The organism is Microbacterium sp. NPDC007973 (assembly GCF_042958465.1).
Lineage (GTDB): Bacteria > Actinomycetota > Actinomycetes > Actinomycetales > Microbacteriaceae > Microbacterium > Microbacterium galbum.
Map to the genome: position 1 here is coordinate 604,464 of NZ_JBIBJJ010000003.1, position 20,648 is coordinate 625,111.

General features: G+C 71.7%; 20 protein-coding genes. 10 read left to right on the forward strand and 10 right to left on the reverse strand.

What is annotated here, in order from left to right; all coding sequences use genetic code 11:
• The first annotated feature begins 29 nt into the window (after positions 1–29).
• Entirely contained in the window at positions 30–776 is a 747-nt protein-coding gene (locus ACFZA2_RS11910) for a DedA family protein (RefSeq protein WP_391405307.1), read from the forward strand.
• Between the two features lie 56 nt (positions 777–832).
• Here ACFZA2_RS11910 and ACFZA2_RS11915 read toward each other — a convergent pair whose 3' ends face one another.
• Positions 833–1,684, reverse strand: a complete 852-nt coding sequence (locus ACFZA2_RS11915; RefSeq protein WP_315995440.1) for a Ku protein — start codon at positions 1,682–1,684, stop codon at positions 833–835.
• A gap of 185 nt (positions 1,685–1,869) precedes the next feature.
• On the opposite strand from ACFZA2_RS11915, the gene ACFZA2_RS11920 reads away from it, so the two are divergent.
• The gene (locus ACFZA2_RS11920; RefSeq protein ID WP_391404855.1) at positions 1,870–4,320 is read left to right on the forward strand and encodes an ATP-dependent DNA ligase; all 2,451 of its coding nucleotides are present in this window, start codon (positions 1,870–1,872) and stop codon (positions 4,318–4,320) included.
• Positions 4,321–4,377: 57 nt separating this feature from the next.
• Here the strand turns inward: ACFZA2_RS11920 and ACFZA2_RS11925 are convergent, their stop codons facing one another.
• The 4 genes from ACFZA2_RS11925 to murI form a co-directional block, all read right to left on the reverse strand.
• Complete coding sequence (locus ACFZA2_RS11925; RefSeq protein WP_391404859.1) at positions 4,378–5,295, reverse strand: cation diffusion facilitator family transporter; 918 nt, start codon at positions 5,293–5,295, stop codon at positions 4,378–4,380.
• Positions 5,296–5,377: 82 nt separating this feature from the next.
• Positions 5,378–5,974 carry an RdgB/HAM1 family non-canonical purine NTP pyrophosphatase gene (rdgB, locus tag ACFZA2_RS11930; RefSeq protein ID WP_391404863.1) on the reverse strand — a complete coding sequence of 199 codons (597 nt, stop codon included), beginning with the start codon at positions 5,972–5,974 and terminating at the stop codon, positions 5,378–5,380.
• A 1-nt stretch (position 5,975) separates the two neighbouring features.
• Positions 5,976–6,701, reverse strand: coding sequence for a ribonuclease PH (gene rph, locus ACFZA2_RS11935; RefSeq protein ID WP_391404866.1), 726 nt, complete (start codon positions 6,699–6,701; stop codon positions 5,976–5,978).
• Positions 6,702–6,736: 35 nt separating this feature from the next.
• Positions 6,737–7,555, reverse strand: coding sequence for a glutamate racemase (murI, locus tag ACFZA2_RS11940; RefSeq protein ID WP_363392059.1), 819 nt, complete (start codon positions 7,553–7,555; stop codon positions 6,737–6,739).
• Positions 7,556–7,811: 256 nt separating this feature from the next.
• On the opposite strand from murI, the gene ACFZA2_RS11945 reads away from it, so the two are divergent.
• Positions 7,812–9,137, forward strand: a complete 1,326-nt coding sequence (locus tag ACFZA2_RS11945) for a nicotinate phosphoribosyltransferase (protein WP_391404870.1) — start codon at positions 7,812–7,814, stop codon at positions 9,135–9,137.
• 92 nt (positions 9,138–9,229) lie between these two features.
• Here ACFZA2_RS11945 and ACFZA2_RS11950 read toward each other — a convergent pair whose 3' ends face one another.
• From ACFZA2_RS11950 to ACFZA2_RS11960, 3 genes are read right to left on the reverse strand one after another with little or no spacing between them, the layout of a single operon-like run.
• Positions 9,230–9,496: a DUF3039 domain-containing protein gene (locus ACFZA2_RS11950; RefSeq protein WP_136585370.1), complete on the reverse strand. Its 267-nt coding sequence runs from the start codon at positions 9,494–9,496 to the stop codon at positions 9,230–9,232.
• 51 nt (positions 9,497–9,547) lie between these two features.
• Positions 9,548–11,074 carry a hypothetical protein gene (locus ACFZA2_RS11955; protein ID WP_391404874.1) on the reverse strand — a complete coding sequence of 509 codons (1,527 nt, stop codon included), beginning with the start codon at positions 11,072–11,074 and terminating at the stop codon, positions 9,548–9,550.
• An 11-nt stretch (positions 11,075–11,085) separates the two neighbouring features.
• A complete protein-coding gene (locus ACFZA2_RS11960; protein WP_391404876.1) occupies positions 11,086–13,128 on the reverse strand; it encodes an ATP-binding cassette domain-containing protein in 2,043 nt (680 codons plus the stop codon).
• On the opposite strand from ACFZA2_RS11960, the gene ACFZA2_RS11965 reads away from it, so the two are divergent.
• From ACFZA2_RS11965 to ACFZA2_RS11980, 4 genes are all read left to right on the forward strand, one after another.
• Positions 13,097–13,669 (forward strand): hypothetical protein, encoded by a 573-nt coding sequence (locus tag ACFZA2_RS11965; protein ID WP_391404879.1) that lies wholly within the window; start codon positions 13,097–13,099, stop codon positions 13,667–13,669. The two genes, ACFZA2_RS11960 and ACFZA2_RS11965, sit on opposite strands and share 32 nt — an antisense overlap.
• 25 nt (positions 13,670–13,694) lie before the next feature.
• The gene (locus ACFZA2_RS11970; RefSeq protein WP_363392067.1) at positions 13,695–14,387 is read left to right on the forward strand and encodes a phosphocholine cytidylyltransferase family protein; all 693 of its coding nucleotides are present in this window, start codon (positions 13,695–13,697) and stop codon (positions 14,385–14,387) included.
• Between the two features lie 99 nt (positions 14,388–14,486).
• Positions 14,487–15,434 carry a hypothetical protein gene (locus ACFZA2_RS11975; RefSeq protein ID WP_391404882.1) on the forward strand — a complete coding sequence of 316 codons (948 nt, stop codon included), beginning with the start codon at positions 14,487–14,489 and terminating at the stop codon, positions 15,432–15,434.
• A gap of 104 nt (positions 15,435–15,538) precedes the next feature.
• Positions 15,539–16,903, forward strand: coding sequence for an aminoglycoside phosphotransferase (locus ACFZA2_RS11980; RefSeq protein ID WP_391404885.1), 1,365 nt, complete (start codon positions 15,539–15,541; stop codon positions 16,901–16,903).
• 126 nt (positions 16,904–17,029) lie between these two features.
• On the opposite strand, the gene ACFZA2_RS11985 is transcribed toward ACFZA2_RS11980, so the two are convergent.
• Positions 17,030–18,259: a CDP-glycerol glycerophosphotransferase family protein gene (locus ACFZA2_RS11985; protein ID WP_391404888.1), complete on the reverse strand. Its 1,230-nt coding sequence runs from the start codon at positions 18,257–18,259 to the stop codon at positions 17,030–17,032.
• 42 nt (positions 18,260–18,301) lie between these two features.
• On the opposite strand from ACFZA2_RS11985, the gene ACFZA2_RS11990 reads away from it, so the two are divergent.
• Positions 18,302–19,384, forward strand: a complete 1,083-nt coding sequence (locus ACFZA2_RS11990) for a glycosyltransferase family 2 protein (protein WP_391404891.1) — start codon at positions 18,302–18,304, stop codon at positions 19,382–19,384.
• Between the two features lie 65 nt (positions 19,385–19,449).
• Here the strand turns inward: ACFZA2_RS11990 and ACFZA2_RS11995 are convergent, their stop codons facing one another.
• Positions 19,450–19,929: a MarR family winged helix-turn-helix transcriptional regulator gene (locus ACFZA2_RS11995; protein WP_391404894.1), complete on the reverse strand. Its 480-nt coding sequence runs from the start codon at positions 19,927–19,929 to the stop codon at positions 19,450–19,452.
• A 179-nt stretch (positions 19,930–20,108) separates the two neighbouring features.
• Here ACFZA2_RS11995 and ACFZA2_RS12000 point away from each other — a divergent pair, with 179 nt between their 5' ends.
• Positions 20,109–20,270, forward strand: a complete 162-nt coding sequence (locus ACFZA2_RS12000) for a hypothetical protein (protein WP_363579357.1) — start codon at positions 20,109–20,111, stop codon at positions 20,268–20,270.
• A 25-nt stretch (positions 20,271–20,295) separates the two neighbouring features.
• Entirely contained in the window at positions 20,296–20,637 is a 342-nt protein-coding gene (locus ACFZA2_RS12005) for a hypothetical protein (RefSeq protein WP_391404898.1), read from the forward strand.
• Positions 20,638–20,648: the final 11 nt, after the last annotated feature.

Here is a 20,648-nt window from a genome sequence, read left to right on the forward strand (position 1 = left end):
GCCTCTCCGACCCGAACGGGACCGATGTGATCCACACCACCGCCTCACTGCTCCCGTGGCTCGACCCCGCGACGATCATCGACTCGGCCGGCCCGTGGGCCCTGGCCATCGTCTGCCTCATCATCTTCGCCGAGACGGGCCTGCTCATCGGCTTCCTTCTTCCCGGCGACACGCTGCTGGTGATGGCCGGCATCCTGTCGAACCCGGTCACGCACCCCCCGCACGGCGTCTTCGGCGTCAACGTGTGGGTCACCGGGCTGCTCATCGGTCTCGCCGCGTTCCTCGGCGGTGAGGTGGGCTACGTCATCGGCCACAAGGCCGGTCCCGCGATCTTCGAGCGCAAGGACTCCGGCCTGTTCAGCCGCAAGAACGTCGAGCGCACCAACGCGTTCTTCGTGCGCTTCGGTGGTCTGACCGTCATCCTGGCGCGCTTCGTGCCGATCGTGCGTACCTTCGCCCCCATCGCCGCGGGCGTCGGCCACATGAACAAGTGGAAGTACACCCTCTACAACTTCATCGGAGCCGTGCTGTGGGGCTTCGGCCTGACGGTGTTCGGCTACGTGCTGAGCCTCATCCCCGGCGTGGGCGAGTTCGTCGCCGAATACATCGACGTCATCCTCCTCGCGGTCGTCGTCGGCACGGTGGGCTTCGTCGTCGTCCACTACTTCCGTGAGCGCGCCGCCGCGAAGCGCGAGGGCGGGGTCACCCCCGCTGAGGCAGAGTCGCTCTCCCTCGACCCGAAGACCCTCGAAGACGGAGACCAGCCGACGCGCTGAAGCCGTGGGCGCCGCCGGCGCTCTGCTGCCGCCGACGCCTCGGGCACCCGACCCCGTCACGACGCCTTCGACGTCTTCTTCTTCGCCGGAGCCTTCTTCGCGGGCGCATCCTTCTCGCCCCGCGCGGCGCGTGACCGCTCGACGCTCGCCCGCAGCGCCTCCATGAGGTCGATCACCTCGCCGCCGTCGTCGTCCTCGGCCTTGCCGAAGGTGGCATCCGTGTCGAGGGCGTCGCCCTGCTCGAGCTTGGCGTCGATGAGGGTGCGCAGCTCCTCCTGGTACTCGTCGGTGAACTCCTCGGGGTCGAAGTCCTTCGAGAAGCTGTCGACCAGGGATGCCGACATCTCGAGCTCCTTCGCCGAGATGCGCACGCTCTCCTCCAGCGCCGGGAACGCGGCCTCGCGCACCTCGTCGGCCCACAGGAGCGTCTGCAGCACCAGCACATCGCCACGGACGCGCAGGGCGGCGAGCCGCGTCTTCTGCCGCAGGGAGAACCGGACGATCGCCGTGCGGTCGGTCTGCTCGAGCGTCTTGCGCAGCAGAACGTACGCCTTCGGCGACGAGGAATCGGGCTCGAGGTAGTAGGCCTTGTCGAGGGTGAGCAGGTCGACCTGCTCGCTGGGCACGAACTCGACCACCTCGATCTCGCGGCTGCGCTCGCTCGGCAGCGACGCCAGATCGTCCTTGGTGAGGACGACCGTCTGCTCGCCGTCGTCGTACGCCTTGTCGATGTCGCTGTAGGGCACGACCTCGCCGTCGATCTCGCAGATGCGCTGGTACCGGATGCGTCCGCCGTCGGCGTTGTGCACCTGGTGCAGCGAGACGTCGTGGTCTTCGGTGGCCGAGTACACCTTCACGGGCACGTTGACGAGGCCGAACGTCAGGGCGCCCTTCCAGATCGATCGCATGGGAACAGTGAACACCGAAAGGACCGCGGATGCCGAGGCCCTTGCGCCGGAGGGAGGGTCCCGGTCCCTTCGACAGGCTCAGGGACCTCCCCGCGGAGGTGGCTGAGCCCGTCGACGCCATCGGGAGGGGCGACGGGGCGCAACCCCCTCGGCATCCAAAGCCTCCCCCGCCCTACGCTGGGGCGATGACGGAGCAGACGGTGCGGATCGACGGTCGACGTCTGCGCCTCTCCAACCTCGACAAGGTGCTCTACCCCGAGACCGGGACCACCAAGGGCGAGGTGATCGACTACTACTCCCGCATCGCCCCGCTCCTGCTGCCCCACGTGGCCGATCGGCCTCTCACCCGCAAGCGCTGGCCGGACGGTGTCGGCACGGCGTCCGCACCGGGCGAGCCGTTCTTCGCCAAGGCCCTCGAGCCCGGGGCGCCGGCGTGGGTGCGGCGCTTCCCGATCGACCACTCCTCGGGCGCCAAGGACTACCCGCTGGTCGACGACCTCCCCACCCTCGTCTACCTGGCGCAGGTGGCGAGCCTCGAGCTGCACGTGCCGCAGTGGCGCTTCTCGAGCGAGGGAGAGCGTCAGAACCCCGACCGGCTGGTGCTCGATCTCGACCCGGGTCCGGGCACAGGGCTCGCGGAGTGCGCCGAGGTCGCACGGTGGGCGCGCGCCATCCTGAACGACATGGGACTGGATCCCCTGCCGGTCACGAGCGGAAGCAAGGGCATCCACCTGTACGCGCGCCTCGACGGGCGGCAGTCGAGCGACGCGGCGAGTGCGGTGGCGAAGGAGCTCGCGCGCGCGATCGAGGCGGATCACCCGGAGCTCGTGGTCAGCCAGATGTCCAAGGCCGCGCGGCCCGGGAAGGTGTTCATCGACTGGAGCCAGAACAACGGCTCGAAGACGACGATCGCTCCGTACTCGCTGCGCGGTCGCACGCAGCCGTTCGTCGCGGCTCCCCGCACGTGGGCCGAGCTCGACGATCCCGAGCTGCGGCACCTGCTGTTCACCGAGGTGCTCGACAGACCCGACGATCCCCTGGCCCCGGTCGACGAGGTTCATGGACCCCTCCGCGCGTACATCGCGAAACGATCCGCCGATCGGACGCCCGAGCCGGTGCCCGAGCAGCCTCACGGCGCTCCCCGTGGCGAAGGAGCGCCCCGCTTCGTCATCCAGGAGCATCACGCCTCGCGGCTGCACTGGGACCTCCGGCTCGAACGCGACGGCGTGCTCGTCAGCTGGGCGGTGCCGAAAGGCGTCCCGCCGACGACGGCGAAGAACAGCCTCGCCGTGATGACCGAGGACCACCCGATGCAATACCTCGACTTCGCGGGCGAGATCCCGCGCGGAGAGTACGGCGCCGGAACCATGACGGTGTGGGACACCGGCACCTACGCCCTCGAGAAGTGGCGCGACGACGAGGTGATCGCCACCCTCACCGGTCGAGACGGCGGTCCGCTGGGGCGCGTGCGCCTCGCGCTGATCCGCACCGAGGGGCGGGGCGAGAAGTCGCAGTGGCTGCTGCACCGCATGAAGACGGATGCCGACGGCCACCCGCAGAGCGAGGGCGACCCGGTGGTGGCGCGCGACCGGGCGGCGCCCGCGCCTCCCCACGCCGCCGCGGCCGCCGCAGTCGGCCGGTCGGCGAGCGACATCCCCGTCGCCGCGGACCTTCGACCCATGCTCGCCACCTCCGCCACGCCGGGAATCGCGCGCGCGGCGGCGGCGCGCTGGGGTGGCACCCCGTGGGTGGAGATGAAGTGGGACGGCATCCGGGGTCTGGGGGTCTGGGACGGCGAACGCTTGCGACTGCGCTCGCGCAACGGCAACGACCTCACCGCCGCCTACCCGGAGCTGAGCGCCGTCGATCTGCACCTCGGCCCCCAGCACGCCGTGTTCGACGGCGAGATCGTGGCCCTCGACGACACGGGAAGACCCAGCTTCCCGCTCCTGCAGAAGCGCATGAACCTGGCGCAGCCCCGCGAGATCGAGCGGGAAGCGGCCCGGACGCCCGTGCACCTCTACCTCTTCGACGTGCTGTCGGTGGGAGCGCGCGATGTGGCATCCCTCCCCCTCGCTCAGCGTCGTGAGGTGCTCGAGGACCTCGCCGCAGCGGCCGGTGCGCCGATCGTCGTGCCGCCCGTTTTCGACGACGTGGATGCCGCCGTGTCCACCAGCGAGCGGTTCGGCCTCGAAGGGGTCGTGGTCAAGGACCCGGGCTCGACCTATCGCCGAGGGGCGAGGTCGGAGCAGTGGCTCAAGGTCAAGCACTCGCGGACGCAGGAGGTGGTGATCGGGGGGATCCGTCCGGGCAAGGGGAACCGCGCGGGCACGATCGGCTCGTTGTTGGTGGGTGTCCCGTCGACGGACGGGCTGCGGTACGCGGGACGCGTGGGGTCGGGGTTCAGCGAGCAGACGCTCGCCCGCCTCCGCGGTCTTCTCGAGCCGCTCCGGTCCGAGACCGACCCGTTCGCCGGGGTCCCGGCGGCAGACGCCCGCGACGCGCTGTGGGTACGGCCGGAGCTCGTGGGAGAGGTGGAGTTCGCGGAGTTCACGCCCGGCGGCATCCTGCGCCAGGCGCGGTGGCGCGGCCTGCGGCCGGACAAAAGCCCCGACGAGGTCGTGCGGGAGGTCTAGCCCCCGGCCCGCGGGCGCGAGGTGGCTGAGCCCGTCGACGCCACCGGGTCCGGCGACCTAGGCGTGGCGCGAATCGTGCTCGACGTGACCGGCGGGTTCGAGCTGGAACGTCGAGTGCTCCACATCGAAGTGATCTGCCAGACACGTCTGCAGCGACGCGAGGATGGCCGCGGCGCGACCGTCTGCGAGAGCCGCGTCCTCGACGATGACGTGCGCGCTGAACACGGGCGCGCCGCGGGTGAGCTGCCACACGTGCACGTCGTGCACGTCGACCACTCCGTCCGCTCCGCGCAGGTGCTCGCGGATCTCGGCGACGTGCATCCCGACCGGCGCCGACTCGGTCAGCACCACGACGACCTCGCGCAGTAGCCCGATGGCCCGCGGCACGATGAGCACCGCGATCAGCAGGGAGGCGATGGCATCCGCCTGCACGAAACCCGTCGTGACGATCACGATCGCGGCGATGATCACCGCGATCGACCCCACCAGGTCGCCCAGCACCTCGAGGTAGGCGCCGCGGACGTTGATGCTGCGCTTCTGCGCGCGGCTGAGCAGCCACATCGACACCGCATTCGCGACCATGCCGACCACGGCGACGACGAGCATGAGCCCGCCCTGCACCTCCGCCTCGGCGGGAGCGAGCAGCCTCTGCACGGCCTCGACCCCCACCCAGGCGCACAGGACGATCAGGATGACGCCGTTGACCAGTGCTCCGAGCACCTCGGCGCGCTGGTACCCGAACGTGCGGCGGTCGTCGGCGGGGCGCGCGGCGATCGCGGTCGCCACGAGCGCGACGACGAGCGCCGCCGCGTCGGTGAACATGTGTGCCGCGTCGGCCAGCAGCGCCAGGGAGCCCGACAGGATCGCCCCGACGATCTGCACGAGCATCACCGTCGCGGTGAGCGCAAGGGCGGTGGCGAGCAGGCGCCGGTTGCCGGCATCGCGGATGCCACCGGACGGGGCGTGGTCGTGCATCGCTCCAGGCTAGGCGCGGCGAGGCGACATCCGCGTGGTTCCGGGGAAGTCGGGAATGAGAACCGGTGTCAGCGCGGCACGATCACAGCGCCGCGAGCAGCGGCACCAGCTCGACGAACGCCCGGGCGCGGTGCGAGGCGGCGTTCTTCTCCTCGGCGGTCCACTCCCCCACCGTGCGCTCTGCGCCCTCGGGCTGACCGTCGGGGATGAAGATCGGGTCGTACCCGAAACCGCCCGGGCCGGCGGGCGCGGTCGCCAGGCGCCCGGGCCACCGCCCCTCGACCACGTTCTCCGTCCCGCCAGGACGCACGAGCGCGATCACCGACACGAACTGCGCCGCGCGGTGCGGGTCGGCGACGTCGGACAGCTGATCGAGCAGCAGCTCGAGGTTGGCCGTGGCGTCCTTCCGATGGCCGGCCCAGTACGCGGAGAACACGCCGGGAGACCCGCCGAGCACGTCGACCGCGACGCCGGAGTCATCCGCCAACGCCGGCAGTCCCGTGTGGGCCGCCGCCGCCCGCGCCTTGATCAGCGCGTTCGCCGCGAAGGTGACGCCGTCCTCGACCGGCTCGGGCCCGTCGTATCCGACGACCTCGAGGTCGGGGCGGACGACGGCGACGATCGCCTGGAACTCCTCGACCTTGTGCGGGTTGTGCGTGGCGAGGACGACGCGCGCCATCTCAGGCCTCGAGAGCCGCGGACTGGATGCCGCGCAGGTCGGCGCAGCCGTTCACCGCCAGGTCGAGCAGCCGGTCCAGCTCCGCCTTGTCGAAAGGCGCCCCCTCGGCGGTGCCCTGCACCTCGACGAAGAGGCCGCGCCCGGTGACGACGACGTTCATGTCGGTCTCGGCCCGCACATCCTCGACGTAGGCGAGGTCGAGCATCGGCTCACCGTCGATGATGCCCACCGACACCGCGGCGACGGAGTCGCGGAGCACCTCGGAGCGCTGCGCGATGAACTTCTTCTCGCGGCCCCAGGCGATGGCATCCGCCAGGGCCACATAGGCGCCCGTGATCGCCGCGGTGCGCGTGCCGCCGTCGGCCTGCAGCACGTCGCAGTCGATGACGATGGTGTTCTCGCCCAGCGCTTTCGTGTCGACCACGGCGCGGAGAGCGCGACCGATCAGGCGCGAGATCTCGTGCGTGCGCCCGCCGACCTTGCCCTTGATGCTCTCGCGGTCGTTGCGGCTGTTCGTGGCGCGCGGGAGCATCGCGTATTCGGCGGTGACCCAGCCCTTGCCCTTGCCGGTCAGCCAACGCGGGACGCCGTTGGTTAACGACGCGGTGCACAGCACCTTCGTGCCGCCGACGGTGATGAGCGCGGAGCCCTCGGCGTGCGCCGACCATCCGCGCTCGATGGTCACAGGACGGAGCTGGTCGTTCTCGCGACCGTCTTTGCGGGTCATGGGGTCCTCCTCAGGACGAAGATGGATGCCACGCCTCAGCGCGGCAGGTCGATGGCACCGGTCTGCACGAGCTGCACCTCGCGCACCTCCCGGCCCATGAGGCGGTGCGCCAGGCGCAGGAAATCGTCGGCCGACGAGCCGGTGGCCTCGTAACGGTGGTGGGGAACGGCATCCGGGCTCGCGAGCAGGTCACGCGAGACGAGCTGACGGAACACGTCCTTCGCGGTCTCGCTGTCGCTCGAGACGAGGCTCACGTCGGGACCCATCACGTAGCTGATGGCGCCCTCGAGGAACGGGTAGTGCGTGCAGCCGAGCACGAGGGTGTCGACGCCCGCGTGCCGGAGCGGCGCCAGATACTGCTCGGCCGTGGCGAGCACCTCGGGCGAGTCGGTGACGCCCGCCTCGACGAACTCCACGAACCGCGGGCAGGCTTCCGCGAACACCGTGAGGCGCTCGTTGACCTCGAGCATGTCCTGGTACGCGCGGGAGCCGATCGTGCCGGTCGTGCCGATGACGCCGATGCGGCCGTTGCGCGTAGTCGACATCGCCGTGCGCACCGCGGGGCCGATGACCTCGACCACGGGGACGTCGTAGCGCTCGCGCGCATCGCGCAGCATGGCGGCGGATGCCGTGTTGCACGCGATCACGAGCATCTTCACGCCCTGCTCGACCAGGGTGTCGAGCACCTCGAGCGAGTACTTGCGGACGTCGGCGATGGGCTTGGGGCCGTAGGGCGAGCGGGCGGTGTCGCCGATGTAGAGGATCGACTCGCGCGGCAGCTGCGCCGACACGGCCCGGGCGACGGTGAGACCGCCGACTCCCGAGTCGAAGATCCCGATCGGCGCGTCATCCATAGGGGTCCAGCCTAACGGGCCGGGGTGCGCCGGATGGCGGGTGCAGCGCACGTGAACGGCACCGGGTGTGTGCCAGACGGCGGGTGCACGCCGGACTGCTGTGGAGGCTGCACGCGAGCACAACTCCTGCAGGACGCGGGTGGAGCGCCGTATCCGGCCAGGAAGGACCGGATCTGCAGGAGTTATGTCGTCGCGGGGATGTCAAGTGGCGCGGCAACACCCGAATCCGCCGAGGGTGCCGCAATAGGCTGGCGCGATGAGCCGCAGCACCGCCCTGCACACCGACCGCTACGAACTGACGATGCTGGACGCGGCCCTCCGCGACGGCACGGCGCAGCGCCGATGCGTCTTCGAGGTGTTCGGGCGGCGACTGTCGGGCGGACGCCGCTTCGGCGTGGTCGCCGGCACGGGCCGCCTGCTCCATGCCATCCAGGACTTCCGCTTCGGCGACGACGAGCTGCGCTATCTGCGTGATGAGGAGGTCGTGGATGCCGCGACCCTCGACTTCCTCGCGGACTACCGTTTCACGGGATCCGTGACCGGCTACCGCGAGGGCGAGGTGTACTTCCCCGGTTCTCCCCTTCTCACCATCGAGGGCACGTTCGCCGAGGCCGTGATCCTGGAGACGCTGGCGCTCAGCATCCTGAACTACGACTCGGCGGTCGCGACCGCTGCCGCGCGCATGAGCGTCGCCGCCGGCGACCGCCCCCTCGCCGAGATGGGCTCGCGTCGCGCGAGCGAAGAGGCGGCGGTCGCCGCGGCCCGCGCGGCCTACATCGCCGGGTTCTCGGCGACCAGCAACCTCGAGGCCGGCCGACGCTGGGGCGTGCCGACGATGGGCACCGCCGCGCACGCGTGGACGCTCCTGCACGACAGCGAGGAGGACGCGTTCCGCTCGCAGGTCGACGCGCTCGGCAGCGGCACGACCCTGCTCGTCGACACCTACGACATCACCGAGGGCGTGCGCACCGCTGTGCGCGTCGCCGGCACGGGGCTCGGGGGCGTGCGCATCGACTCCGGCGATCTGCCCATCGTGGCGGGCGAGGTGCGGGCGCAGCTGGACGAGCTCGGCGCCACCGGCACCCGCATCACCGTGACGAGCGATTTGGACGAGTACGCCCTCGCCGCGCTGGCGGCATCCCCGGTGGACTCCTATGGCGTGGGCACGTCGGTCGCGACCGGGTCGGGCGTTCCCACGGCGGGGCTGGTCTTCAAGCTCGTGGCGCGCGAGGCGGCCGACGGCTCGTGGGTCGGCGTGGCGAAGGCCTCGGCGCAGAAGGCGTCGCACGGCGGCCGCAAGGCGGCGTTCCGCACGCTCGACGCGGGCACCGCCACCTCGGAGCTCGTCGTCGTCAGCGACGGCTTCGAGGAGCTGTCGACGGCGGCCGAGCACCCCGATGCCCGCCCCCTGCAGACGACCCTCATGCACCACGGCGAAGCGGATGCCGCGGCCCTCGGTGCCGCGGGCGTGCAGGCCGCACGGGCCCACCACGCGCGCGTGCGGGAGGAGCTCCCCGTGCGGGCGCTCGCGCTGAGCAAGGCCGACCCCGCGCTGCCCACGGAGTATCGCGAGGCGCAGTGAGGTACGGGCGCTGCCGATGCACGTGAGGGGTCAGGAAGTGTCGCCGTGCGGACGCGCAGGCGACACATCCTGACCCCTCACGCGGAGAGTCCTCAGTTGACGAGCGACTCGTAGATCTCTTTGCACTGGGGGCAGACGGGGAACTTCTCGGGGTCGCGCCCGGGTGTCCACTTCTTGCCGCAGAGGGCGCGCACGGGCTTGCCGGTGATCGCCGACTCGAGGATCTTGTCCTTCTTCACGTAATGCGAGAAGCGCTCATGATCGCCGGGCTCGATGTTCTCTTCGCGGATGAGCTCTTCGAGCTCGCGATCGAGGGTCGCGAGACCCCCGCTGTCCGGACTGTCGAGAGGCGTGCTCATGGAGAGCCAGTGTAGCCGCGACCCCGGCCCCGGGCTCGGTCGGGTTCGCGCTCAGGTCGCCTCGGCGAACTCCATGAGTCGCGTCGCCCGCTGCTCGAAGAGCACCGCGCCGACGGCGACGCCGACGATCAGGACGATGCCTCCGGCTCCGATACCGACCCACATCGCGAACATCGCGTCGATGGTGTCTCCCCCGACGGCTCGCCAGGTCAGCAGGATCGACGGCAGGGCCGCGGCGATGGCTCCCACCATCACGAGGCCCTGCGCGATGACACCGCCCGAGCCGGTGCGCTGCGGCTGCTGGAACGGGCTGTCGCCCGGGCGCGACACCGCGTAGGGGGCGAGCACCGACGACACGCTGGACAGCCCCAGACCGGCGAGGAACAGAGCCGCGCAGACGCCGATCATGGCGGGCAGGATCGCCCACCGCCCGTGGGCGACGACGGCGAGCGGAAGAGTGACGGCGAGCACCGGGATGCCGATGAGCAGCACCGGCACGAGACGCCCGATGCGGTCGGGGGCGCCGCGCATGCCGCTGGCGATGTGCATCCACAGGGCGGTCGAGTCGTACGCGAGATCGTTGTGCGGGAGCCAGCCGAAGAACAGCGCCATGATCGGCACCGGCAGCAGCACCGCGAGCTCGAAGGGCACACCCGCCACGAGCAGGGGCACGGTCGACACCACGGCCGCGATCGGCACGACGACCACGTTGACGATGTACCGACGGTCGCGCAGCCAGTACGACAGGCTGCGGGCGGCGACAGCTCCCCCGGGCGTGCCCGGGAGGATCGCGAACCACCCCAGCCCCCCGCGCTCGCGCGCCGCCGCCGGACGGCGCGTGGTCGTCAGGAGAAGAGTCACGAGAGCGAACCACGCCAGCCCGAGCACGGCGATGGTCACGAGGGCCACGACGAGACTGCCGATGGCGGCGCCCGCGGTCGGTGCCAGCGCGATGCCCCACGCGGCACCGATCGGCGTCCACGCCAGGATCTCGGCCGCCGAGGCCAACTGCGAGGGGACGGCGCCGCGCCACTCGAGCGAGCCGAGGAACACCCCGACGGGCACGACGACCACCAGCACGGCGACGAGATACACGCCCATCAGCTCGCGGGACTGCCGCGGTCGCTGCACGAGCGCGCCGAGGGCCATGCTGACGCGGGCGAGCAGCACGCACGTGGTGAGCCCGAGGATGACGGATGCCACGGTCGCCACCGCCGGAGCACCGTGGGCGCTCCAGGCGACGGCGAGGCTGATGCCGAGCACGAGGACGACGAGGACCGGGACGCTGAGGAAACCGGCGAGCAGGAGGGCACCCGCCAGCGGACGCGGCTCGGGTCCGACGACGGCGAAGCGGCGCGGGTCGAGCGGGTCGACCGAGGCGGTCACCGGGGGCCCCACCGCGAAGCCGAGAGTGACGGCGGACCCCGCGAGAACCGTCACGACGGCCGTGGTCAGACGGTCGGCGTCGGCGAGGCCGGCGGCGCTGACCGCGGCGACTCCCGTCGCGGCGATCAGCAGCACCACGCCGATCGCGCGGCGCACCACCTGGCGCGGGTCGCCCCGGAGGGCGCCCACCATCATCGCCAGTCTCAGGCGGAGAACGTGTGCAACCACTCGAGGCCCTCCACGTCGCCGAGGCCGCCGGCCAGCTCGAGGTAGCGCTCTTCCAGGCTCGCCTCGCCGCGCACCTCGTCGACGGTGCCCTCGGCGAGCACCTGACCCGACACGATCACGGCCACCCGCGAGCAGACGCGTTCGACGAGCTCCATGCCGTGGCTGGAGAGGATCACCGTTCCGCCGTGATCGACGTACGACCCGAGGATGTCGAGGATGACGCCGCTCGACACGGGATCGACGGCCTCGAAGGGCTCGTCGAGCACGAGCAGGCGCGGCGAATGGATCATCGCTCCGGCCAGCATGACCTTCTTGGTCATACCGGCCGAGTAGTCCGACACGGGACGGGCCAGCGCGTCGACGAGGTCGAACGCACGGGCCAGATCGGTCGTGCGGCTCTCGACGAGGGGGGCGGGCAGCCCGCGGAGGGCACCGTAGTACGACAGCAGCTGGCGCCCCGTGAGACGGTCGAAGGTGCGCAGACGATCGGGCAGGACCCCGATGAGCTTCTTCGCCTCGCGCGAGCGCTTCGTCGCGTCGACGCCGTTGATCGAGACCGCGCCGGAGTCGGCGCGCAGGAGTCCGGCGATGATCGACAGCGTGGTGGTCTTCCCCGCGCCGTTGGGGCCGACCAGGCCGTAGAACGAGCCGGCGGGCACCGTCAGGTCGATGGCGTCGACCGCGCGGAGCTCCCCGAACGACTTCGTCACGTTGCGCAGGCTCAACACGGGAACGGCATCGGGGTCGACCTCGGCGGCCGGGCGGTCGGCGATCACGGCGGTGTCGGCGGCGAGCGCGAGGTCGGGGTCGTCCGTCGCGGAGACGTCGGCGGCGGAGACGTCCGTCGCGGAGACGTCCGTCGCGGAGACGTCCGTCGCGGAGACGTCGGTCCCCGAAACGTCCGGCGCGGGGCCGTGGGTCGCCGCGTCGTCGGCGCCCTGGTCGTCGGTCGCGGGCTCGTCGGCTCCGGGCCGGGCGTCTCCGGACTCGTCGACGCCGGGCTCGTCCGCGTCGAGGATCCGCTCCTCGGCACTCGGGGCGTGCACGGGGGCGTCCGGCGTCTCGTCGACGGTCAGCTCCTCGACACGGACCTCGGGAGGCGTGGGATCCTCGCCCTCGGCGGCCTCTCCCGCGGGAACCTGCGGGGTGTCGAGGAGGCGGGTGGGCGCGTCGGTCGAGGCGGTGTCGTCCTCCTCCCCGGGCGTGTCGACATTGTTGAGCTCATCGGCGGCGCCTGTGCCGTCGCCGGATGACGTCGGCACAGCGGGGCCGGCGGGCGGTTCTGCCCCACCCGGCTCCGCGCCGCCGAGATCGGCGTCGACGGCTTCGTCACCGGCGTGCTCGCCGTCGACGGCCTCCGTCGCGGCGGGCTCAGCGCTGATGGGTTCCGCATCGACCGGCTGCTCGACGACGGGCTCCTCCGCGGCGACGTCGGCAGGGGTGGGGTCGACGGGCGCGGCGGCATCCGCGGCGACATCCGCGTCCGTGGACGCGGCCTCTCCGGTGTCGGCGGCGGCGGATGCGTCCGCCGGCGCCGCGTCTTCGGAGTTCGGTGCGGGATCAGCGCCCGCAGGTGCCGACGAGTCGGCGTCCGCCGAACCCTCCGCGGGCATCGACGCACCGGCATCCGAGTCCGCCGACGGTTCCGCGTCGGCGGACTCGTCGACGGGGGCCGCCGGGTCGGCGATCGTGTCAGAGGAGACGGTGCTCGCGGCAGGAGCGGGCAGCGGCGGACGCGGGGGCACCACGATGTCAGCGGGGAAGGCGACCGGCGTCACGGTCTCGCTCGCGGCGGCCGGGGCGGCGACACCCTCTCCCGGCGTTTGCAGAGCGGCATCCGCCGCCGTGTTCGGCTGCTCGGTCGGATGGGTGGACGCGGACGTCGGCGCGGCGGAGGCCGATGCTCGAGGCGTGGCGGGCTTCTTCGCCGCCGGACGCTTCGCCGCGGGCTTCGCGGCGGGGGGCTTGGCCGCGGTGGTCTTCGCGGTGGTGGTCTTCGCTGCGGTGGTCTTGGACACGGTGGTCTTCGCCGCGGCGGTCTTGGACGCGGCGGGCTTCTTCGCGGCGGGCGTGCGCGGCGACGAAGCGGTCGTCGCGGAACCGCTTGCGCGCGGGGCCCGCGGCGTGCGCGGCTTCGGCGCGGGGGACGCGGACTCGTCGGCGCTCTCGACGGCGTCGCCCGCCGTCGCGGACGCGGCGGAGCCCGGCGCCCGCCGGGGCGTCCGCGGCGTCGTGGTCCGAGGCGTGGTCGTGCGCGGGGTGGAGGTGCGCGGAGCCCGCGGCGTGCGCGGCTTCGCCGGCGTCGACGCAGAAGGTTCGACGCTCTCCGAACCACCCTCGGCGGAGGAAGAGGACGGTTCAGGCGATTCCGGCAGCGAGGCTGTCATCGCACCAAACTATCAACGTCCTCCGACACCGCCCGCAGGCTGGTCGCGCGGCGCAGCGATCCACCGGCATCACGAAACCACAACGACCGGCGCGAATCATGCCACCTTCGAGGCCCCCCTCGCTACTGTTGATGGAACACGAAGGCGTGACATTCCGGTGAACCGGACATGACGACTCATCCCCCCAGGAGCCAGCCTTGACAGTCCAGATCGTGATCCTCGCCGCGGGCATGGGCTCGCGCCTCGGCCGCAGCCTGCCGAAACCGCTGACGCCCCTCGCGGACGGCCGCAGCATCATGCAGCAGCAGCACGACAACATCCACGCGGCCTTCGGCGCCGACGCGCGCATCACCACGGTGGTCGGATACCGCGCAGAGACCATCGTCGATGCCTTCCCCCGGGTCGACTACGTCTACAACGACCGCTACGACCAGACCAACACGTCGAAGAGCCTGCTCCGCGCCCTCGCCAAGACGGGCCGCGGCGGCGTTCTCTGGATGAACGGCGACGTCGTGTTCGACCCCCTCGTCCTCCGTCGCGCCGCGCGCCTGGTCGCCGACGACCGCTCGTTCGTCACGGTCGACACCGCCAAGGTGAGCGACGAAGAGGTCAAGTACACGGTGGATGCCGAGGGCTTCATCCACCAGCTGTCGAAGGTCGTCGTCGGCGGCATCGGCGAGGCCGTGGGCATCAACTACATCTCCTCGCGCGACAAGAAGACGCTGCAGCGCCACCTGCAGCGGGTCGACGACCAGGATTACTTCGAGCGCGGCCTCGAACTGGCCATCGCCGAGGACGGCGTGCGCGTGGAACCCCTCGACATCTCCGACCTGTATGCGGTCGAGGTCGACTTCGCCGAGGATCTCGAGCGCGCGAACCTCTTCGTCTGAACCCGCCGCGAGCCGAGCGCCCCGCAGGTCGGCCCCGATCTCCCCGGCGCACGCGAGAGCTCTCGCCCACCGCTCAGCCCAGCGGGAGAGGATGAGCGCATGGCCGAGAAGGTGCACCGCATCCACTCCCTCCCGTCGGACGCCCCCTGGCAGGGGGGACTGCCTCCCGCGGGGTCGGAGGAGCACCCGCAGGTCATCCGCCTGCTCGACCGCGTGCTGTCGGTGCAGCGACCCGTCGTGCTCGCGCACCTGCGGAGCATCCGCTTGCGGCATCCGGATGCCGCGGTGGGCGAGATCCTGAGGATCCTCGAGCGTCGCTACCTGGCCGCGGTCACGACGGGCGGCGCAGCGGTGGGGGCGACCGCTGTCGTCCCGGGTATCGGAACCGGGGTGACCCTCGCCCTCAGCGGCGTGGAGACCCTCGGGTTCCTGGAAGCGACGGCGCTCTACGCGCAGTCGGTCGCCGAGGTGCACGGCGTCGCCGTCGACGACCCCGACCGCGCCCGCGCCCTCGTGCTCGCCCTCCTGCTCGGCAAGGAGGGCGTCGACCTCGTCGCGCAGCTCGCCCGGCAGGGTGACGGTCGCGGAACGACACGCTCCGGCTCGTGGGGCGAGACGCTCACGAAGACCCTGCCGCGCGCGGCCGTCGGACCGCTCGTCGACCGGCTCAAGACCATGTTCGTCCGCCAGTTCGCCACTCGCGGCGGCGCGTCCTGGGTCGGCAAGGCCCTCCCCTTCGGCGTGGGCGCCGTCGTCGGCGGAGCCGGCAACCACGTCCTCGGACGCCGGGTTCTCGTCACCGCCCGCCGCGCGTTCGGCGCCCCGCCGCTCGTCCTCCCGACCGACCTCGAACCGCGCCCGGGAACCGAGTGCCCCGAGAGGACCGCGGTCGGAGGCGTGCGCCGCGTGGGGGATGCGCTCGCCGCCGCGGTCGCCGGCGCCGGACGCAGGACCGGATCCGCCGCTCGCGGGGCGCTCCCGCGGCGCCGGAGAGCCGCAACAGCCGAGACCCACGCCGACGCCGGTGGCGATACAGCGCTCGACTGACGGCATCGCCGCCCGACCGCCACCGGATGCCCCTCTCATCTCATCGACACCCGCACCGGCGCAAGGCCCGCGTGTCGCGGCGGCGGGCGCGTTAGCCTCGCCGCATGGGCGACCTCCTCGATCTCCTCGCGGTCTGGATGCCGCGTCAGCGCTGGTACGGCACGAAGGGCCGCGATCCTCGGCTCACCGTCGTCGCCGACTGGACGCTCGACGCCGACACGCGACTCCTCCTCGTCCGCGACGAGGCGGTGCAGCCCGCGATCGTCTACCAGGTACCGGTCGCGCGGCGCCCCGAGGGATCCGTGCCTCCCGGCAGCCTGATCGGCCCCGCCTCCGATGACGACGTGTGGGCCGATGCCACCACCGACCCCGGCTTCACCGATCAGCTGTACTCCTGGGTGACCGTCGGCGGGGAGGTCGGAACACCCGAGAACGGATTCCTCGGCATCGCCCTCGCCTCCCCCGGCCCCCGGGTCCCGGCCCCGCGCGCGACGGCGAAGGTCCTCAGCGGGGAGCAGTCGAACACGTCGCTCATCTTCCGTCCCGCCACGGCGGACGGCGCGGAAGCGGACGCGCAGGACGCCGGCATCCCGGTCATCTGCAAGCTCTTCCGCCAGGTGAACCCCGGCATCAACCCCGACGTGGAGCTGCAGTCGGCGCTGGCCGCGGGCGGTGCGGCCTTCGTCCCCGCCGCGATCGGCGAAGTCCGCGGATCGTGGGTGACGCCCGAGGGCGTGCCCGTCAGCGGATCGCTGGCGTTCGCGCAGGAGTTCTTCGCCGGCGTCGAGGACGCGTGGCGGGTGGCGCTGGACGCCGCGGCCGCCGATGAGGACTTCGCCGCTCGGGCGCACGCGCTCGGCGCGAGCGTCGCCGGGATGCACGTGGCCCTCGCCGCGCAGTTCCCGACGCGGGAGCCCGACGACGCCGACCGAGCGGCCGTGGCCGGCGCATGGGAGCGACGGCTGTCGATCGCCCTCGCCGAGGTCCCCGCGCTTGACCCCTACGCCGACCGCATCCGGGAGGTCTACGCCGTGGCGGCGGCCGCCCCCTGGCCCGCGCTGCAGCGCGTGCACGGTGACCTGCACCTCGGGCAGGTGCTCGACACGGCCGCGAACGGGTGGGTGCTGCTCGACTTCGAGGGCGAGCCGTTACGGCCCATCGCCGAGCGCCTGCAGCCCGACGTCGCCGTCCGCGACGTCGCGGGAATGCTGCGCTCATTCGACTACGTCTCGGGCGCGGTCGCCGACGACGACGGTGCCGCGGTGCGCGCGTGGGTCATCGCCGCCCAGCAGGCGTTCCTCGCGGGATACGCCGAGACGGCGGGACCCGACCGCGCGGTCGACGACGCCCTGCTCGCGGCGTTCGAACTCGACAAGGCCGTGTACGAGGCGATCTACGAGACGCGGAACCGCCCCGACTGGGTGGGCATCCCGCTCGCCGCGATCGGACGCCTGGCTCCCCTCACCTGACGGTGTCGCGAGGGGGCTGAGCCCGTAGACGCAGCGGGTCCCGGACCCTTCGACAGGCTCAGGGACCTCCGGTGCGCCGCGGGTCTCGGGCCCTTCGACGGGCTCAGCGACATTCGCCGCGCGCGCTCAGCCGGTCGAGTCGGCGTGCCACTGCTCCCACCGCTGCATCAGCTCGCCGATCGCGGCCTCGAAGCGGGCGGTGGCGGCTCCGGGGGTGGTGTCGCCGAAGTAGTGACGCACCCAGTGCTCGAGCCGCCCGACCGCGTCGGGGTCCCCCAGCACCCGGTCGGCCTCGGCCACGATCGACCCGGATGCCGGGGCATCCAACCACTCGCAGTCCGACAGGTAACCGCTGTCGTCGACGAGGGCCTCGGGGTCGAGGGGCCGCGTGATCATCAGGGGCCTGCCGACCGCGAGCCGGTCGTAGACCATCGCCGAGATGTCGACGATCGCCAAGTCGGCCGCGGCGAGCTGCCAGCCGAGCTCGGCGCCCGTGTCGTGGACGTGGCGCGCGCCGGGATCGGCGGCGTTGGCCGCCGCGAGCGCGGACACGATCCGCGCGTTCGCCGCGCCGTAGGCGGCATCCACCACTCCCGAGCGGGGGTGCGGGCGATAGATGACGCGGTGGCGCCCCGTGGCGAGCAGGGCCTTCACGAGGGTCTCTCCGTGCGTGACGATCGAGCCGTAGTGCGCGGAGGGACGGTCGCCCTCCCAGGTGGGCGCGTACAGCACGACCGTGCGGTTGTCGGGCTCGTACGGCAGGTCGCCGGAGTAGTGGTCGGCCTGCGGGCGGCCGATCGAGAACGTGCGGCGGTCGAGGTCGTAGTCCCACAGCACACGCGAGAGGCGGGCGCGAGCCGCGTCTCCCGCGACGAAGGCGTAGTCGTAGGCCTTGTACTGGTTCGTCGACATGTACATCTTGTCGCTCTCACCGTGGTTGATGAAGACGTGCCACCGATGCCCGTACCGGAACATCTGGAAGTTGCGGGTGTTCTGGTTGACGTAGAGCACGACGCGGATGTCCTGCTCCGCGAGCACCTCCTCCACCGCGCCGACGGTGGGGGCGTAGGCGATGGGGAGCGCGTCATCCTTCAGCAGGGCGTCCGCGCCGCGGATCGCTCGGCTGATGACCACGACCGGCCAGGTCTTCGCCAGTTCCCGCAGGGGCGCGTACCACTGGCGCATCTGGTACATGTTCACCGCGCCGTCGGCGAAGTAGACCGCGATCGTGAAGCGCCCGGCGGGCAGCGGACCGCGCGCGTCGAGGGCGCGGCGCAGGTCGCGGCGGGCATTTCGGGTGGCGAGGGCTTTGCGCAGCAGCCCCACGGCCAGCTGGGCGTCGCGGGCGAGAGGCATCGTTCCAGGGTACCGGCCAGGCTCGCATGACAGGATCGACGGATGCCCCTCCCGACCCCCGGCGGAAGAGACGCGCCCGTTCCCCCCGACGATGCCGGCGTGAGCTTCGTCATGCCCGTGCTGAACGAGCAGAGGTATCTGCGCCGGGCCGTGGCATCCACTCTCTCCCAGGACGTCCCGGGACCGGTGGAGCTGGTGCTCGCGCTCGGGCCCTCCACGGACGGCACCGACGCGATCGCGAAGGAGCTGGCGGATGCCGACGAGCGCATCGTCCTCGTCGACAATCCCGCGGCCGACATCCCGGTGGGACTGAACCTCGCCATCCGCACGAGCCGGTACCCGACGATCGTGCGGGTCGATGCGCACTCGGAGTTGTCACCGGGATACACCCGCCGCGCCCTCGACACCCTGCGCCGCGTGCGAGCCGCGAATGTCGGCGGGGTGATGCGCGCCGACGGCCGGTCACCGTTCCAGCGAGCGGTCGCCCGCGCCTACAACTCCCGCGTCGGACTCGGTGGCGGGGCGTACCACAGCGGCGGCGCCGAGGGGTCGGCCGAATCGGCGTACCTCGGGGTCATGCGCCGCAGCGTGCTCGAGGAGGTCGGGCTGTTCGACGAGAGCATCCGGCGCGGGGAGGACTGGGAGCTGAACCTCCGCATCCGTCGCGCGGGCTATCGCGTGTGGTTCGATCCGGCCCTGTCGGTCGTCTACTGGCCGCGTGAGAGCTGGACCCGCCTGGTCCGGCAGTTCCGTGCGACCGGCGCCTGGCGCGGCGAGCTCGTGCGGCGCTACCCGCGGCGCACGCCGCTGCGCTTTTTCGCTCCCCCGGCGCTGCTGGTCGCGACGCTGGTCTCCCTGGTGGCGGGGATCGCCCAGATCGCCCGACGTCGCCCCGGCCGACTCACGGTGCTGCATCTGCCCGTGGCGGCGTACGCGGCGCTCGTCGCCATTGGGGCGCTCGGCCGCGCCGGAGGCCGCGGTTGGCGCGACAAGGCGTGGACAGCAGCCGTGCTCCCGTCGATGCACGTCTCGTGGGGAGCGGGCTTCCTGTGGGCGCTCGTCCGCGGCGCCCACGACACGGTCGACACCTCGCGTCTCGACGGTCGCAACACCCCTCTGCCCTGACGCCCGATCGTCACGGGCCCGCAGACGGGGCCGCCTCGACGGAACGCCCGGCGCCTGAAAGAAAGTCAGGCCGCAGCGGACGCGTCGGCCTCGGCGTCGACGCGCTCCACTTCCTCGGTCGCCGCAGCCGTGGTCTTCGTCAGAAAATCGGCCAGGTCGCGTTCGATCTGCGCGTCGAGACTGCCGATGATGCGTCGGCAGGCGTCGTCGAAGCGCGCGAGCTGCGACCACGGCTCCTTCTCGAGATCGACCGCGAGGTGGATGTGGTTCACGCGACGGTCGCTGTCATCCGCCTCGCGCCGGAGGATGCCCCGCCGCACGAGGCGTTCCACCATCGTGGTGATTCCGGCCGACGTGACGCCGAGGGTGGCGGCGAGTTCCGACGGACGCATCCCCGGGCGAGCCCCGACGATCGCGAGGGCCTTCGCGTCGAGCTCGTTCACGCCGAGTTGCTTGCGGGCCTTGGCGGCCGCCGCCTCGCGCTCGCGGGAGTAGGCGGTGAGCGCCTCCATCAGGGGCGAGGACTCGTCGATTCGCGGTGTCATCGGCTCCCCCTCCTCGACTCGACGCATCCCGTCACTATAGCCAACAGGAGAAGGTTTCTCGAATGACTGTCATCTTTGGTGAATGTTCGTCCACATGATGTTTAACGCGCTTAATTAGATGCTAGGCTACTGATCACCGGGGTTGACCACCCCACCCGCACGAAGAAGGGAACGTACCGATGACCACCACCGCCCTCACCACCGCACCGCTGCGGCACCGTTCCACCTTCGTCCCGAGCCCGAGCGCCGTGTCGACCGCGCGGCTGACGACGATCGTCGTCTGGGCCAGCATCGCGACCTCGGGCCTCAGCGCCGCCGTCGTGCTGTCCCTTTTCCTCTGACGAACCCGCTCCCCGAGAGCACCCCATGGGCACCCTCTTCTACAGCGCCGACACGCAGCCGATCCAGATCGACGACCGCTTGCTGCAGTACCTGCAGGTCGTCCTGACGACCAAGCTTCGTCGCGGCGAATCCTTCACGATCACGTGGACCGACACCGCCGGCGGGCACGCCCGCACGACGTTGTGGATCCAGCCGTCGATCTCGATGCGCTTCCAGTTCGCATCCGCCGCCTCCGCTCCCCTGTCGGGCGGCTACCTCCGACAGCTCGCCGATCAGGCCTCGATGTCGTCGGGACTCCTGCTCAACGCCGAAACCTGGCAGCAGCAGGAGGACGCGCACCGGGTACAGCTGCTCGCGGCCGCCTGACCGCGCGGGCC